Annotated in this window: 12 protein-coding genes; 2 read left to right on the plus strand and 10 right to left on the minus strand. The window is 72.9% G+C overall.

Translation table 11 applies throughout. The features are described from left to right. Window positions 1–8: 8 nt before the first annotated feature. The 5 genes from BKD26_RS07670 to BKD26_RS07690 all read right to left on the minus strand — a co-directional run bounded on the left by BKD26_RS07670 (window position 9) and on the right by BKD26_RS07690 (window position 4,459). Window positions 9–950: an ROK family glucokinase gene (locus BKD26_RS07670; RefSeq protein WP_073752194.1), complete on the minus strand. Its 942-nt coding sequence runs from the start codon at window positions 948–950 to the stop codon at window positions 9–11. Between the two features lie 50 nt (window positions 951–1,000). After that, window positions 1,001–1,435 (minus strand): DUF5304 domain-containing protein, encoded by a 435-nt coding sequence (locus BKD26_RS07675; RefSeq protein ID WP_084897070.1) that lies wholly within the window; start codon window positions 1,433–1,435, stop codon window positions 1,001–1,003. Window positions 1,436–1,474: 39 nt separating this feature from the next. Further along, window positions 1,475–2,605: an ArsA-related P-loop ATPase gene (locus tag BKD26_RS07680; protein WP_084897071.1), complete on the minus strand. Its 1,131-nt coding sequence runs from the start codon at window positions 2,603–2,605 to the stop codon at window positions 1,475–1,477. A gap of 559 nt (window positions 2,606–3,164) precedes the next feature. Beyond that, on the minus strand, window positions 3,165–3,614 hold the full coding sequence (locus BKD26_RS07685; protein ID WP_084897072.1) for an SRPBCC family protein: 450 nt from the start codon (window positions 3,612–3,614) through the stop codon (window positions 3,165–3,167). A 77-nt stretch (window positions 3,615–3,691) separates the two neighbouring features. Then, complete coding sequence (locus tag BKD26_RS07690) at window positions 3,692–4,459, minus strand: metallophosphoesterase (protein WP_084897073.1); 768 nt, start codon at window positions 4,457–4,459, stop codon at window positions 3,692–3,694. A gap of 257 nt (window positions 4,460–4,716) precedes the next feature. On the opposite strand from BKD26_RS07690, the gene BKD26_RS07695 reads away from it, so the two are divergent. Next, complete coding sequence (locus tag BKD26_RS07695) at window positions 4,717–6,513, plus strand: AMP-dependent synthetase/ligase (protein ID WP_084897074.1); 1,797 nt, start codon at window positions 4,717–4,719, stop codon at window positions 6,511–6,513. Here the strand turns inward: BKD26_RS07695 and BKD26_RS07700 are convergent. Both BKD26_RS07700 and BKD26_RS07705 read right to left on the minus strand, forming a co-directional pair. Continuing rightward, entirely contained in the window at window positions 6,501–8,090 is a 1,590-nt protein-coding gene (locus BKD26_RS07700; protein WP_084897075.1) for a GMC oxidoreductase, read from the minus strand. The genes BKD26_RS07695 and BKD26_RS07700 overlap by 13 nt on opposite strands. Before the next feature lie 528 nt (window positions 8,091–8,618). Beyond that, window positions 8,619–9,761: a glycosyltransferase family 4 protein gene (locus tag BKD26_RS07705; RefSeq protein ID WP_084897076.1), complete on the minus strand. Its 1,143-nt coding sequence runs from the start codon at window positions 9,759–9,761 to the stop codon at window positions 8,619–8,621. A 78-nt stretch (window positions 9,762–9,839) separates the two neighbouring features. On the opposite strand from BKD26_RS07705, the gene BKD26_RS07710 reads away from it, so the two are divergent. Beyond that, the gene (locus BKD26_RS07710) at window positions 9,840–11,099 is read left to right on the plus strand and encodes a glycosyltransferase family 87 protein (RefSeq protein ID WP_084897077.1); all 1,260 of its coding nucleotides are present in this window, start codon (window positions 9,840–9,842) and stop codon (window positions 11,097–11,099) included. 33 nt (window positions 11,100–11,132) lie between these two features. On the opposite strand, the gene BKD26_RS07715 is transcribed toward BKD26_RS07710, so the two are convergent. From BKD26_RS07715 to BKD26_RS07725, 3 genes are all read right to left on the minus strand, one after another. Then, on the minus strand, window positions 11,133–12,248 hold the full coding sequence (locus tag BKD26_RS07715) for a hypothetical protein (RefSeq protein ID WP_084897078.1): 1,116 nt from the start codon (window positions 12,246–12,248) through the stop codon (window positions 11,133–11,135). A gap of 15 nt (window positions 12,249–12,263) precedes the next feature. After that, window positions 12,264–13,298 carry a C40 family peptidase gene (locus tag BKD26_RS07720; protein WP_084897079.1) on the minus strand — a complete coding sequence of 345 codons (1,035 nt, stop codon included), beginning with the start codon at window positions 13,296–13,298 and terminating at the stop codon, window positions 12,264–12,266. Window positions 13,299–13,516: 218 nt separating this feature from the next. Further along, window positions 13,517–14,542, minus strand: coding sequence for a C40 family peptidase (locus tag BKD26_RS07725; protein ID WP_084897080.1), 1,026 nt, complete (start codon window positions 14,540–14,542; stop codon window positions 13,517–13,519). Window positions 14,543–14,844 lie beyond the last annotated feature (302 nt).

Consider the following 14,844-nt stretch of genomic DNA (forward strand, 5'->3'; position numbering starts at 1 on the left):
CGTGGCTGTCAGCCCTGGCGGGCCAGGTCCGCCGCGCCGACCAGGCCGGCCTTGCCGCCCAGCTGGGCGGCGAGCACCTGGGCGTGCGGCCGCCACTGGCCGCCGATCAGCCAGCGCCGGAACGACTTGCGGATCGGATCGAGGACCAGCTCGCCCTCGTCCGATACGCCGCCGCCCACGATGAACGCCGAGGGGTCGAACAGCGAGGCCAGGTCGGCCAGGCCCGCACCGGCCCAGCGGGCCAGCTCCCGGAACGAGTCGACGGCGACGGGGCAGCCCTGGCGGGCGGCCTCGGAGACGTGCTTGCCCTCGATGCCCTCGGGGGTGCCGTCGCCGAGACCCAGCAGGATCGTGGCGTTCTCCGGGGTGGCGTTGGCGCGCTGCTTGGCGTACCGCACCAGGGCCCGGCCCGACGCGTACTGCTCCCAGCAGCCCTGGCTGCCGCACCCGCACAGCAGACCGTCCGGGACGACCCGGATGTGGCCGAACTCGGCGGCCACGCCGAAGCGGCCGCGGCGCAGCTTGTTGCCGATGATGATGCCGCCGCCGAGACCGGTACCGAGGGTGATGCAGATGACGTCCTCGTGGCCCTTGCCCGCACCGAACTTGTACTCGCCCCAGGCCGCGGCGTTCGCGTCGTTCTCCACGACCACCGGCAGGCCGACGCGCTGTTCGACCTTGTCCTTCAGCGGCTCGTGGCGCCAGTCGATGTTCGGCGCGAAGAGGACCGTGGCGCGCTTGTCGTCGACGTACCCGGCGGCACCGATGCCGACCGCCTCGATGTCGTGGCCCTTGCCGGCCTCGGAGACGGCCGCGCAGATCGCGTCGACGATGCCTTCGGCGGTCGGCGGGGTGGGCACCTTGTGGGTGTCGAGGATCGTGCCCTCCTCGTCGACCACTCCGGCCGCGATCTTCGTGCCGCCGATGTCGACGCCGATGGTGAGTCCCATGTGTCCCTCAGTTTTCGGTCGAGCCCCGCTACGGCCAACCGTACCCGGTGTCAGTCCAGGTCGATGTGCTCGGTGGGGTCCGGGCCGCCGTCGTCCCGCTTCCCGCCCGGCCCGGGAGCGTCCGGCCCGCGGGTCCAGCGGCGCTCCTGGCCCTCGACGGCGGAGCGGTAGGCGGCCAGCAGTTCGTTGCCGGCGGCCGCGAGGTGGTCGAAGACCTGCGGGTTGCGCTCGATGACCGGCTCGACGGCGGCCTTCGCCTGGCTGACGAGCTGCTGTACGGCGTTCTGGGCACCCGCGCCGAGCAGCGGGGTGCGCAGCGAGGCGACCTTGTCGGCGACCGCGTCGACGAGCTTGCGCAGCTCCTCGGCGGCGGCGCCGGGGGGCGGGCCCTCGGTGCCGCGGCGGCGGGCCTTCTCGGCCGCGAGATCCTCGGCGCAGGCCTTCGCCCAGGCGTCGGCGTCGGGATGCTGGGTGGCATCGCTCATGGCGTACTCCTGCGGCAGCGTGGCGTGATACCCCCGACGTTACCGCGTACGGGGCCACAAATCCGGGTCGGGTGTGAAGCGGACGCTCAGCACCCCGTCGTCGAGGCCCGCCCCGGAGACGGTGCAGCGGCGCAGCGCGGACGGCAGCGGCACGGCGCGGCGGAACGGTCCGACCGTGAGCACGAGTTCGTCGCCGCGGCGTACGAGCCGGAGGTCCGGCTTGGCGGCGCCGGGCAGCGGGATGCGCCAGACCAGGACGCCGTCGGGGTCGCGCCGGTCCTCGACGGTCCACTCCGGCGCGGGGGCCGCCGGGGCCGGGGCGGCGGGCGGCTCCAGCGGGGCGAGGTCGTCGGCAGTACGGGGGTCGCGCCCGAGGTGGGGCAGCTCGTGCACGTCTCCGAGGGCCTTGAGGTGGTCCTGCTGCTGGGCGGCCAGGCCCGAGAGCCAGGGGTCGGGGGACTCGGTGGGCAGCATCCGGTTGGCGACGACCGGCTCCAGGGCGAGGCGGTGCAGGGCCAGCCCCGCGCGGGCGGTACGCAGGGCGTCCGCGGCGGCCGGGCCGGGTTCGGCGACCAGCCGGACGGTGGTGGCCGGGTCCTCGATCATGGCCTGGACGGCGGCGAGTTCGACGTCCCAGCGGGCGGCGGTCTCGTACAGCCACTCCGCGGGCATCGGTACGCCGGCGAGCTGGGCGAGCATCGGGCGCAGCGCGCGGGCGGCCTGCCGCTCGGCGGGCAGCAGGCGGCGCAGGTAGCGGCGCAGCTGTGCGGGCAGGGCGAGTACGGCGACGGCGTCGTGGAGGGGCGGCAGGTCGACGACGACGAGGTCCCAGTCGCCGGCCGCGGCGTCCCTGAGGGCGCGCAGCAGCGCGAACCGGTCGCTGCCGGGCAGCTCGGTGAGCTCCTCCTCGGCGAGCGGTGTGGCGCCCAGCAGCCCGAGGGCGGTGGCGGCGCGCTCCTGGAAGGCGAGGATCTCGGCGCGGAAGTGGGCGCCGGAGTCGATACGGCGCACGACCGGCCGGCCGCCGCCCTCGAACCACCCGTCGGGCACCGCCCGGTCGCCGGTGAGGAACAGGACCCGCTGCCCGCGCCGGGCCCCGCCGAGCGCGGTCGCGGCGGCGACGGTCGTACGCCCGGCGCCGCCGGGTCCGGTGACCAGGATGCTTCGCATGGACCCCCACGCTACCGGGGCGTTCCCCCTGCCGGGGAAGGGGTTCCTGTGGAGGCTGCCGCCCCACACCCCGGCGCGGGAACGCCCGGGGCGCAGCGCCCGCGGAGCAGCCCTGACGGGGCGGGGCTCGTGTGGGGGCCGACGCCCCCACACGGCAGCTTCGCGCCGCGGCCGTCGGCGGCTGCCACGCCCGCACGGGATGCGCCCGGGCACAGCACCGGCGCGCCCCCGGAGCACCGCCCGTAGAGCAGCCCCGACGGGGGCGCGGTTCTCGTGGGGGCTGTCGCCCCCACGCGGCAGCTTCGCGCCGCGGGCCCCCCGTCACCGCAGACCTGCGCACGCCACCGGCACGAGGGCGCCAGGCCAGGGCAGCGCCCAACACAAGAACCCGGACACAGGGCGGGACGTCCGGATGAGCAGCGCCCGACTCCGGGGCGGGGTGCCCGCCCCTCCGGAGGAGTGGCGCAGAGGGCGCAGGGTCTGGGCCAGGGCGCCTGGCCCCCGGCCGTCAGGACCCGGCCGTCAGGACCCGACAGTCAGGCGCCCAAGGCCCCCGCCGTCAGGCGCCGGGGGTGGACTCGACGCGCTTCTTCAGGCCCGCCAGGGCGCGGTCGATGATGACCTTCTCGGCCTTGCGCTTGATCATGCCCAGCATCGGGATCTTGACGTCCACCGTCAGCTGGTACGTCACCTCGGTGCGGGTGCCGCCGGCGAGCGGCGCCAGGCGGTAGGAGCCGTCCAGGGCGCGGAGCATCTGGGACTTGACCAGCGTCCAGCTGACCTCGTTGTCCCCGGTCCAGGTGTACGCCAGGGTGTGGTCGTCCTTGATCGCGCCGGCGTCCAGCAGCAGGCGGACCTTCTCGGCGCGGCCGGCGGCGTCCTTCTCCAGGACCTCCGCCTCCTTCACCTCACCCGTCCACTCCGGGTAGCGCGCGAAGTCGGCGATCACTCCCATAACGTCGGCCGGCGCCGCCTCGATCTCGATGCTCGAGCTGGTGTGTTCGGCCATCGCTGTGGCTCCTCCAGTGCGGTCCGGTCCCAAGGGTGTCAAGGGTGTGGGGTGAAGGCTATCGCGTGGGCGGGGCCTCACCATTCCAGGGCCCAGGGCCTTCCCGTCGCCGCGAAATGTCCCACGTTGACGCACTCCGTCGTCCCCACCCGCATCCGCCGCGCCAGCGGCTGGTGGACGTGGCCGAACAGGGCGTACCGGGGCTTCGTCCGGCGGATCGCCGACAGCAGGGCCGCACTGCCGCGCTCGAAGCGGCGGGCGACCGTGTCGTACGTCAGCTCCGGTACCTCCGGCGGGATGTGCGAGCACAGCACGTCCACCTCCCCGAGCGCCTCCACCTTGGCCGCGTACTCCTCGTCGGAGATCTCGTACGGCGTACGCATCGGGGTGCGCAGCCCGCCGCCCACGAAGCCGAAGACGCGGCCGTCGAGCTCGATCCGCTGCCCGTCCAGGACGGTGGTGCCGGGGCCGGCGTACTCGTGCCACAGGGCCGGGATGTCGACATTCCCGTACGTGGCGTACGTCGGCGTCGGGAAGGCCGCGAACATCGCCGCGTACTGGCGGCGCACCGCCGACTCGATGGCGGTCTCCCGGTCGACGTCGAGCGCCGCCCACAGCCGGCGGCCGAACTCCCGGGCCTCTTCGAAGCGCCGGGCCGTGCGCAGTGCGACGATCCGGTCGGCGTTCTCCACGCCGAACAGATCCGGGAAGATGCCCCGCGCGTGATCGTGGTAGTCCAGGAAGAGCACCAGGTCACCCAGGCATATCAGGGCGTCGGCGCCATCCCCCGCCGTGGCCAGGCCCTCGGCGTTCCCGTGCACGTCACTGACCACATGGACTCGCATGACAACCCACCTTAGGCGGTCGGACCTGCGGTTACTTCCGAGTCGTCACAGGTGTGGACTACTGTGCGCGAAGCACCAGCAATTACGTGTGACGCAGCGAACATCTGGCCTACGCCCCTATCGGGAACCGAGTACTGGTGGGTAACGTCCGGGCAGTCCAGTCGTGCTCACCCCCACCGAGCACCTGCCCGATCTTGGACCGCAACCGGTGCATCACACAGAGCCGTGGCGCCGGCGCCCGATGAGGAGCAGCAGTTTTGCGCGAGTTCAGCCTTCCGGCCCTGTACGAGGTCCCCACGGACGGCAACCTGACGGATCTCATCCGCCGCAATGCCGCTCAGCACCCAGATGTCGCCGTGATGGGGCGCAAGGTGGCCGGCGTCTGGACGGACGTCACCGCCACCCAGTTCCTCACCGAGGTCCGCGCCGCCGCCAAGGGCCTGATCGCCCAGGGCGTACGCCCCGGTGACCGGGTCGGCCTCATCTCCCGCACCCGCTACGAGTGGGTGCAGCTGGACTTCGCGATCTGGAGCGCCGGCGCGGTGACGGTGCCGGTGTACGAGACCAGTTCCGCCGAGCAGGTGCAGTGGATCCTCGGCGACTCGGGCGCGGTCGCGGTGATCGTGGAGACCGGGGCGCACGCGGCCGCGGTGGAGTCCGTACGCGGGAACCTCCCGGCGCTGCGGCACGTGTGGCGCCTCGACCAGGGCGCCGTCGAGGAGCTGAACACCCTCGGCGCCGACGTCACGGACGAAGCCGTCGACGAGGCGACGTCCGCCGCCAAGGCCGACGACATCGCGACGATCGTCTACACCTCGGGCACCACGGGCCGCCCCAAGGGCTGTGTTCTGACGCACCGCAACTTCTTCGCCGAGTGCGGCAACGTCGTCGAGCGGCTCAAGCCGCTGTTCCGCACCGGGGAGTGCTCGGCGCTGCTCTTCCTCCCGGCCGCGCACGTCTTCGGACGGCTCATCGAGGTCGGCTCCGTGCTGGCGCCGATCCGCCTCGGCTGCGTACCGGACATCAAGGAACTCACCGACGAGCTCGCCGCCTTCAAGCCCACCCTGATCCTGGGCGTCCCGCGCGTCTTCGAGAAGGTCTACAACTCGGCGCGCGCCAAGGCGCAGGCGGAGGGCAAGGGCAAGATCTTCGACAAGGCCGCACAGACGGCCATCGAGTACAGCCGCGCCACGTCCTCCCCGCAGGGTCCCTCCCTCGGTCTGAAGCTGAAGCACTTCGTCTTCGACAAGCTGGTCTACAGCAAGCTCCGCACGGTCCTGGGCGGGCGCTGCCAGGCGGCCGTCTCGGGCGGCGCGCCGCTGGGCGAGCGGCTCGGGCACTTCTACCGGGGCATCGGCCTCACCGTCCTGGAGGGCTACGGCCTGACGGAGACCTGCGCGGCGACGGCGTTCAACCCGTACGACCGGCCCAAGATCGGCACCGTCGGGCAGCCCCTGCCGGGCTCGGTCGTCCGCATCGCCGACGACGGCGAGGTGCTGATCCACGGCGAGCACGTCTTCTCCGGTTACTGGCAGAACGAGTCGGCGACCGCCGAGGCGCTGGCCGACGGCTGGTTCCACACCGGCGACATCGGCACCCTCGACGAGGACGGCTACCTGGCCATCACGGGCCGGAAGAAGGAGATCCTGGTCACCGCGGGCGGCAAGAACGTCGCTCCCGCGGTGATCGAGGACCGCATCCGCGGCCACGCGCTGGTCGCGGAGTGCATGGTGGTGGGCGACGGCCGCCCGTTCGTGGGCGCGCTGGTCACCATCGACGAGGAGTTCCTGGGCCGCTGGGCCACCGAGCACGGCAAGCCGGCCGGTTCGACGGCGGCGTCGCTGCGCGAGGACCCGGACCTGCTGGCGGAGGTGCAGCGGGCCGTGGACGACGGCAACGCGGCGGTCTCCAAGGCGGAATCGGTGCGGAAATTCCGCATTCTCACCTCCCAGTTCACGGAGGAGGCCGGTCACATCACGCCGTCGCTGAAGCTGAAGCGCAATGTGGTGGCGAAGGACTTCGCGGACGAGATCGAAGCGATCTACCGCGCGTAATCCTCTGCGAGCACCCGGCTCATGGTCCGCTCGGCCAGAGCCGTGATCGTCACGAACGGATTGACCCCGATGGAGCCCGGCACCAGGGCTCCATCGGTCACGTACACCCCCGGAGCACCCCGCACCCGCCCATAGTCGTCGGTCGCCTTCCCGAGCACACACCCACCCAACGGGTGGTACGTGAAGTCGTCGGCGAAGGTCTTGTTGCCGCCGAAGAGGTCGTACCGATAGATAGTGCCGTTCTTCGCGTTGACCCGGTCGAAGAGCTTCTTGGCCGAAGCAACCGACACCGCGCTCTGCGCCCGGCTCCAGTCCAGCCGCGCCGAATCCGTCACCGGGTCGTACGTGAACGTCCCCCGCTCCGGGTTCCTGGTGATCGCCAGATACAGGCTCACCCAGTGCTCCAACCCCGCCGGAAGCGGGGCGATCTCCGCGAACACCGCGTTCTCCGGGTCATCGATGCCCATCACCGGCATGGTCGACTGGTTGGCTCCGACGGTGTCCCAGACGTGGTTGGCCCGGCCGGTCATGACGTTGCCGTTGGGCCCCCACCCCTTGCCGATGTCGGCGCTCAGCCCGGGCAGGGCACCGGTCTCCCGGGCGCGCAGCAGCAACTCCGTGGTCCCGAGGCTTCCCGCGCCCAGGAAGAGCCGCTCACAGCCGAACTCCCGCGTCTCGACCACCTTCCCGCCGACGTCGAGCCGGTCGGCCGTCACCACGTACGTGCCGTCCGCCTCTCTTCGTACGGCTCTGGCGCGGTGGAGCGTCTCGATGGTGACGTTCCCGGTCCCCAGCGCGGCGGCGAGATACGTCCGGTCGAGGCTGCGCTTGCCGTGGTTGTTGCCGTAGATGACCTCGCCGGCCAGCGCGGACCTCGGGGCCGCCCCCTCCGCCTCGCGCCGCATGTAGCCGAAGTCGTACACATTCGGCACGAAGGTCGTCCTCAGCCCCGCGTTCGCCGCGTGCTTCCGCGACACCCGGCTGAAGCGGTACCACTCGGTGGACTCGAACCAGGCGGGGTCGACGGTGTTGACGCCCAGCATGGCGCGGGCCCGCGGGAAGTACGTGCCGTACATCTCGTCGGCGTCCACGTGAGGCAACACCTCGGAGAAGTAGGCGCGTCGCGGGGTGACGGCCATGCCGCCATTGACGAGGGACCCGCCGCCCACGCCCCGCCCGACGTACACCGACATGTCGCTGTACCGCACCCGGTCGAGGACCCCCGGGTACGGGCTGATGTCCTTGTTGACGACGTCCAGCCAGAGGAACGTGGCGAGCGGCGCCTCGGTGCGGGTACGGAACCACATGGACCGGTGGTCGGGCGTGCCGGTGGAGCAGAAGACCCGCCCGTCGGGGCCGGCGCTCTTCCACAGGGCGCCCATCTCGAGAACGGTGGTCCGGATGCCGGCCTCGCCGAGTCGGAGCGCCGCGACGGCGCCTCCGTAGCCGGACCCGATGACGACTGCGGTGCTGTGACCGGTGGCGGTGGCCCGGCCGATCCGGGTGAGCCCGAGGGCGGCGGCGGTCTGGAGAGCGCCGAGGCCGAGGAGGTGACGGCGCGTCAGGTTTGGTGTCATGGCCGCAGCATGGGCGGAATCCTGGGCTCCGCCCATGGGGGGCGCGAGCCCAAATCCGGGCGGCCGTTTCTACGCCCCCGGCCGGGCGGAGCCGTGCCCCTGCCCCCCCACCGGCCCGCAGCCGGCCGACGACCGGGGTGGGGCCGTGCAGGGTCGTCCCCGCAGAGGTTGGCGGCGCCGTAACGGCTCCCTTACCCGTACCTGAGGCCGCCGGCCTCGTGGGGGTGCCCCCTCTGGGGGAGAGACGAGCCCGGAGGGGGCACGCCCCCCACGCACCGGGGGTGGCCGCCGGTTTCCGGCCGGGCACCGGGAACGGCACCGCCCCGGGGGGAACCGAGAAAGGGCGCCGCCCCGTCCCGTTGTGCCCACCCGTCCCGCCCTGCGGGACGACTGCCCACAACGGGGGGCGGGGCCGGTGGGGACGACTGCCCACAACGGGGGGGACCGCACCGGGACGACTGCCCACAACGGGGGGGGACCCCGGCGGGGCGACTGCCCGCAACGGGGGGAGCCCGCCGGGGCGGGGGGTCAGAGTAGGGTTTTGAGGGTTTCCGCCAGGAGGTCCCAGCGCCACTTCTCCTCGACCCACGCCCGGCCCCGCTCGCCCATCCTCCGCCGCAGCTCCGGGTCCTCCAGCAGCGTGACGATCCGGTCGGCGGACTCCGCCGAGGAGGAGCCCCGCACCACCCAGCCCGTCTCGCCGTCCAGGACGGCGTCCGGCGCGCCGCCCGAGTCGCCCGCGACGACCGGGAGGCCGGTCGCGGAGGCCTCCAGGTAGACGATGCCGAGACCCTCCACGTCCAGCCCGCCCCGCCGCGTCCGGCACGGCATGGCGAACACGTCACCGGCCCCGTAGTGCGCCGGGAGCTCCTCCCACGGCACCGCGCCCGTGAAACGCACCGATCCGGCCACGCCCGTCTCGGCGGCGAGGCGCCGCAGATCGTTCTCGTACGGGCCGCCGCCGACGATCAGGAGCACCGCGTCCGGTACTCGCGAGAGGATCGCGGGCATGGCCTTGATCAGCGTGTCCTGCCCCTTCCTCGGCACCAGCCGCGAGACGCACACGACGACCGGCCGGTCCGTGAGCCCGAGCCGTTCCCGTACCGCGTCCCCGCCCGACCCGGGGTGGAAGGTCTTCTCGTCGACCCCCGGCGGCATCTGCGCCATCCGCCCGGCCGCCCCGGGCGTCAGCGCCGCCGCGATGCGCGAGCGCGTGTACTCGCCGAGGTACGTGATCGTGTCCGTACCCTCGCCGATCCGCCGCAGCAGATGCCGCGCCCCCGGCAGCTGCGCCCACCCCGCCTCGTGCCCGTGCGTCGTCGCGACCAGCCGCTTCGCTCCGGCCCGGCGCAGCGCGGGGCCCATCAGGCCCAGCGGCGCCGCCGCCCCGAACCACACCGACTCGCAGCCGTGCTCGCGCAGCAGCCCGGCCGCCCGCGCGGTCACACGTGGTGTGGGCAACAGCATTGTCGTGCGGTCCCGGACAACCTGGAAGGGCTGTTCGGCGTCGAACAAGGCGGTCGCCTCGGCGCCCTCCCGGCCGCGCTTCCACGTGGAGGCGTAGACGACGATCCGTTCCGGATCGAGTCTGAGCGCCATGTTGTGCAGAAACGCCTGAATCCCGCCGGGTCTGGGCGGAAAGTCGTTGGTTACGATCAAGGTCTTGTGCATCGCATGCCGACAGTACCGAACGGCGCCGCTCCACCGCTCAGCACAGTCCCGCCCGGCACCGAGACCGAAGAGGTATGCATGAAGGGCCCCAGCGGCACCCGGCTCCCGCTCAAAGTCATCGGCATATGGCTCCTGACCAGGACTCTCCTGCTGCTCCTCGTCTTCAAGGTCTTCGTCCTCCCCGGGCCCGACATCACGACCGACGTCTCGGTGATCTACCAGGGCTGGTACGACGTGCTGCGCACGGGCACGTACCCCCTGAACGACGTCACCTGGCAGTACCCCCCGGCCGCCGCGCTCGCCATCCTCTCCCCCGGCCTGCTGCCCTTCCTGGACTACGCCTCCGCGTTCTTCCTCCTCGTCTTCGTCTGCGACGCGCTGGTCCTCGGCCTGCTCCTGTACGCGGGGCGGCGCCCCGGAAAGTGTCTGTCGGGCGCCTGGGTGTGGGTCGCGGGCGTACCGCTGCTCGGCCCGACCGCGTACGCGCGCTACGACCTGATGGTCACCGCCGTCGCCGTCGCCGCGCTGCTGGCCGGCGTCCGGCACCCGCGCGTGCTGGGCGCGCTGGCCGGGTTCGGCGCGCTGTTGAAGGTGTGGCCGGCGCTGCTGCTGGCGGGCGCCCGGCGCGGCCGGGTGACCGTCCGCTCCTGGACGGCCGCGGCGGTCACGGGTGCGGCCGTGCTGCTGGCCTGCACGGCGGCGATGCCGGGGGCGCTGGCGTTCCTCACCTTCCAGCGGGACCGGGGCACGGAGGTGGAGTCGCTGGGCTCGCTGGTCTTCCACGTGGCGCGGAACTTCGGCTGGGAGGGGCAGGTGCTGCTGAACTACGGCTCCGTCGAGTTCCTCGGCCCGTACGTGCCGGTGGTCTCCACCGCCGCGCTGGCGCTGACGGTGGCGGCGTTCGGCTGGCTGCTGGTGTGGCGGGTGCGGGCGCGCGCGTTCGGTACGACGACGCTCGCCGACGCGGCGTTCGCGGCCGTGCTGCTGTTCACCACCACGAGCCGGGTGATCAGCCCGCAGTACATGGTCTGGCTGGTCGGGCTGGCGGCCGTGTGCCTGGTCTTCCGCGACAGCCGGATGCGCCGGCCGGCGCGGATGGTGCTGGTCGCGACGGGCGTGACGATGCTGGAGTTCCCGATCTGGTTCACCCACGTCGTGCACAGCGACCTGTGGGGCATCGTGCTTCTGGGCGTACGCAACGGGCTGCTCGTCGCCGCCACCTTCATCGCGTGCCGGCACCTGTGGCGGCAGACGGTCACCGAGCCGCGCCTGCGCGAGCAGCACGCCACGGTGCCGGCACAGGCCACCCGGGACAGGCAGGGCCTGCTCACGCCCTGACACAGCACGCCCTGGCAAGCACCACCTGAGCCGTCACCCCAGCCGCTCCCGCAGGTACCCCCGCCACTGGTCCGTGAACGCCTCCGGGGTCGTCGCCAGCACGTCGCCCAAGGCGGCCTCCCAGCCCCGCGCCCCCGCCGCCCGGTAGAAGGCCCGCAGCTTCGCCTCGCCCCACCGGTCGGCGATCAGCTCGCAGGCCAGCCAGCCGCCCTCGTACGCACGGGCCAGGCCCGCCGCGTCGGCGGCGAAGGAGAAGTCGCCGTCCGTCGGCAGGACGGCCGGGGTGGCGCCCGCTCGGACCCCGTCACGCAGCTCGGGCGCCGCCTGCTCCGCCGAGCGCCCCGTCCCCCGGTAGGCGACCCAGTCGGCGAAGCCCTCGGAGAGCCACAGCGGCGTGGCCGCCGAGGTGTGCGTCCGGGTGGCCACGTGCGTGGTCTCGTGGGCGAGTACGAAGCGCTGCCCGAACTCGCCGAGCACCGCGTACGCCTCCGGGTTGACGACCACCCGGTCCGCCGGGGCGTCCTGCCCACCGCCGACCCGTCCCGTCGTGACCGCCGCGATCCCCCGGTACCCCGCCGCCGGCTCCCCCAGCAGCGCGCCCATCGCCGTCAGCGAGCCCGGCACGAGGACCACCACGCGCCCCGCCCACCGCTCCGGCCAGGCGTCCGACACGGCCGGCACCGCGCGGTCGGCGGCCGCCGCGACGGACCGGAGCCGCGCCGCGTCCTGGCCGACGCCGAGGACCAGGCTCCGCTTCCCCCGTACGACGTCGATGTCGCCCTGCTCCCACAGCTGCTGGGCGGCGCCCTTCGCGGGCCGGTCGGACGTCACGTACCAGCGCCCGTCCCGCCGCGCGAGCCGCAGCGCCCGCTCGCCGGTGACCGCGCCGTTGTCGTACCCGGCGATGCGGTAGCTCAGCTCGGCGCGTGCGGTGGCCCGGTCGTCGCCGTCCCGCCGTACCTCCGTCACCCGGTACGACCAGGCTCCGAGCGGTACGTCGGCCAGCTCCCCGGCCAGGACCTCGGCGGCCCGCCGGTCCACCGCCGCCCGGACGCCGGCCGTGTCGGGCGCCGGTTCCCGGGCCGTGCAGCCGCCGACGAGCAGCGACAGGCCGAGTGCCGCCACTGCCGCACGCCTCCGGACCGACATTCTCCCGATGGTAGGTCAGACCCGCGTGACCGCCGAGACGGGCATCATGCCGACCGGGTCGTAGCGCACCGGCGCGCCCGGGTACGGGGCGTGCACCACCTGGCCGTTGCCCATGTACATCCCGACGTGGCTGGCGTCGTCCCGGTAGGTCACCAGGTCGCCGGGGCGCGCCTCGGACAGCGGGACGTGCCGCCCGGCGTTGCGCTGGGCCTGGGAGGTGCGGGGGAGGCCGACGCCCGCCTGCGCGTACGACCACTGCATCAGGCCCGAGCAGTCGAAGCCGGAGGGGCCGTTGGCGCCCCACACGTACGGCTTGCCGACGGCTGAGCGGGCCGCGGCCACCGCGGCGGCCGCCCGGCCGGACACGGTCCCGTCGCCCGGCGGCGGGAGGTCGTCGCGGCCGGAGCGGGAGGCCCGGTCGTAGGCGTCGCGCTCGTCGGACGGGAGGGAGTTGAGCAGCGCACGCGCCTGGGCGAGCTTGCGCTCGACGGTGCGCTTGTGGAGGGCCACGGCGGCCCGGCTGCGCTCCAGTTCGGTGAGCATCCGGCCGGCTTCGGCGCGCTGCTGGGCCAGGCCGCGCTGGGCGCGCCGGAGTTCGGTGAGGGCGCTCGCCTGCCGCTCGCTGATGCGGTCGAGGGCGGCGGCCTTGTCGAGGTAGCTGTCCGGGTCCTCGGAGAGGAGCAGCGCGAGGGCGGGGTCCATGCCGCCGGACCGGTACTGCGCGCCCGCCACGGCGCCCAGCGCGCCGCGCATCCGGTTGATCCGTTCCTGGCCGCGCGCCACGCTGTCCTGCACGCGGTCCACCTGCTCGCGCAGGGCGTCCGCGCGCTCGTCGGCCTTGTTGAACCCCTCGGTGGCCTTCTCGGCCTCCTCGTAGAGCCGGTCGACCTTGGCGCGGGTCACTTCCACCGGGGTGCCGGGGTCGGCGCTCGCCGGGGCGGCGCCGAACGCGGCGGCGGCGGTGGCCGCCGCGGCGGAGAGGACAGTGACCTTCGCGCTCCGGGAGAGACCCGAGGACGAGGATGACGAGGACCGGCGATGGGACGCCACGTACCGCGCTCCCTTCCGCTGACGTAAGGCTGTGCGGGCTGTTGCGCGCCAGACAGTAGCCGGGCGACTACGCGGCGGCCAGCGACCGTACGGGCGTCGAACAACGGCGCCCCGCCGGAGACCACAAGGTCACCGGCGGGGCGGAGCGTCAGCTTGGAGGGCGGTAAACCACCCGATCGGGCGCGCGGTTCGGGCGCGTCAGCCGCGCACGCGCAGCATCAGATACGTACGCCGAACTGGAAGTCGCCCAGCCATTCCATCGACTCGTAACGGACGAAGGTGCCGGGCTTCGGGGCGTGCAGCACCTGGCCGTTGCCCGCGTACAGGCCCACGTGCGCGAGGTTGTTGAAGAAGACCAGGTCGCCGGGCTTGAGCTGGCTGCGGCCGATCTTCACACCGTCGTTGTGCTGGGTGAAGGTGGTGCGGGTGATGCTCACGCCCGCCTGGCGGTAGGCCCACTGGGTCAGGCCCGAGCAGTCGTAGGCGTTGGGGCCCTCGGCGCCGGAGATGTACGGCTTGCCGACCTGGGTGTCGGCGGCGGCGAGGGCTGCGGCGCCGCGCTGGGAGGCGGGGACCTCGTTGCCGAGGTCGACGCGCTCACTGGCGGCGCGGCTGGCGCGCTGCTCCTCCTCCTGCATCTTCGCCCGCTCTTCGGCGGTCAGGGTGTTGAGCAGCTTCTGCGCCTCGGCGAGCTTGCCCTGGTAGGCCTTCTTCTTCTCGGCGAGGGTCTTGCGTACGTCCTCGAGGCCGGCGAGCTTCGCGGTCGCCTCGGCCCGCTCCTGCGCCAGGGCCCGCTGCTTGGCCTGGATGGTCTCCAGGGTCTCGGCCTGCTTGGCGCTGATGGCGTCCACGGCGGACGCCTTCTCGAGGTAGCTGTCCGGGTCGGAGGAGAGCAGGAGCTGGAGGGAGGGGTCCATGCCACCGGAGCGGTACTGGGCGGTGGCCACCGAACCGAGGCTGTCGCGCAGTTCGTTGAGCTCCTGCTGGCCGCGCGCGACCTTGTCCTGGAGGGCGTCGACCTCCTTCTGGAGCTTGCCGCGCTGCTCGTCGGCGAGGTTGTACTGCTCGGTGGCGGCCTCGGCCTCGTGGTGGAGCTTGTCGACCTTGGCCTTGACCTCGCTCTTGCTCGGCTTGGGGTCTGCCTGAGCGGCCTGGGAGGACAGGGCGACGGCAGCGGCGGCGGTCGCGGTGAGCACGGTCACGCGGGCGCGGCTGGGCTGCTTGGGACGACGGTGGGACGCCACGGAGGCGAGCTCCTTCTTCCTCATGCTGCCGCCTGCCGGGCTTGGGGTCGGGGCCCCGGCTCCGCGCGTGATGTCCGGCTCCCCCGCGAAACAGGCCGAACCGCACGGAATTAGGCGGTTCCTCCGCTGCCACTCCCGATGAGTGATCAACCGCGCGGAGGTTCGAGGCCAGACCCTAGTGACCATCTTGTGATCAGTTCAAATCCTCATGCGAAAAATCTCGCTCAGGAGCCACATTCTTTGCACACAGTCCACGCTGCGTCATGGGCACTTGACGGTACGTTTCCCGAAATCGGGCATTA

Source organism: Streptomyces sp. CB03238, assembly GCF_002099185.1.
Lineage (GTDB): Bacteria > Actinomycetota > Actinomycetes > Streptomycetales > Streptomycetaceae > Streptomyces.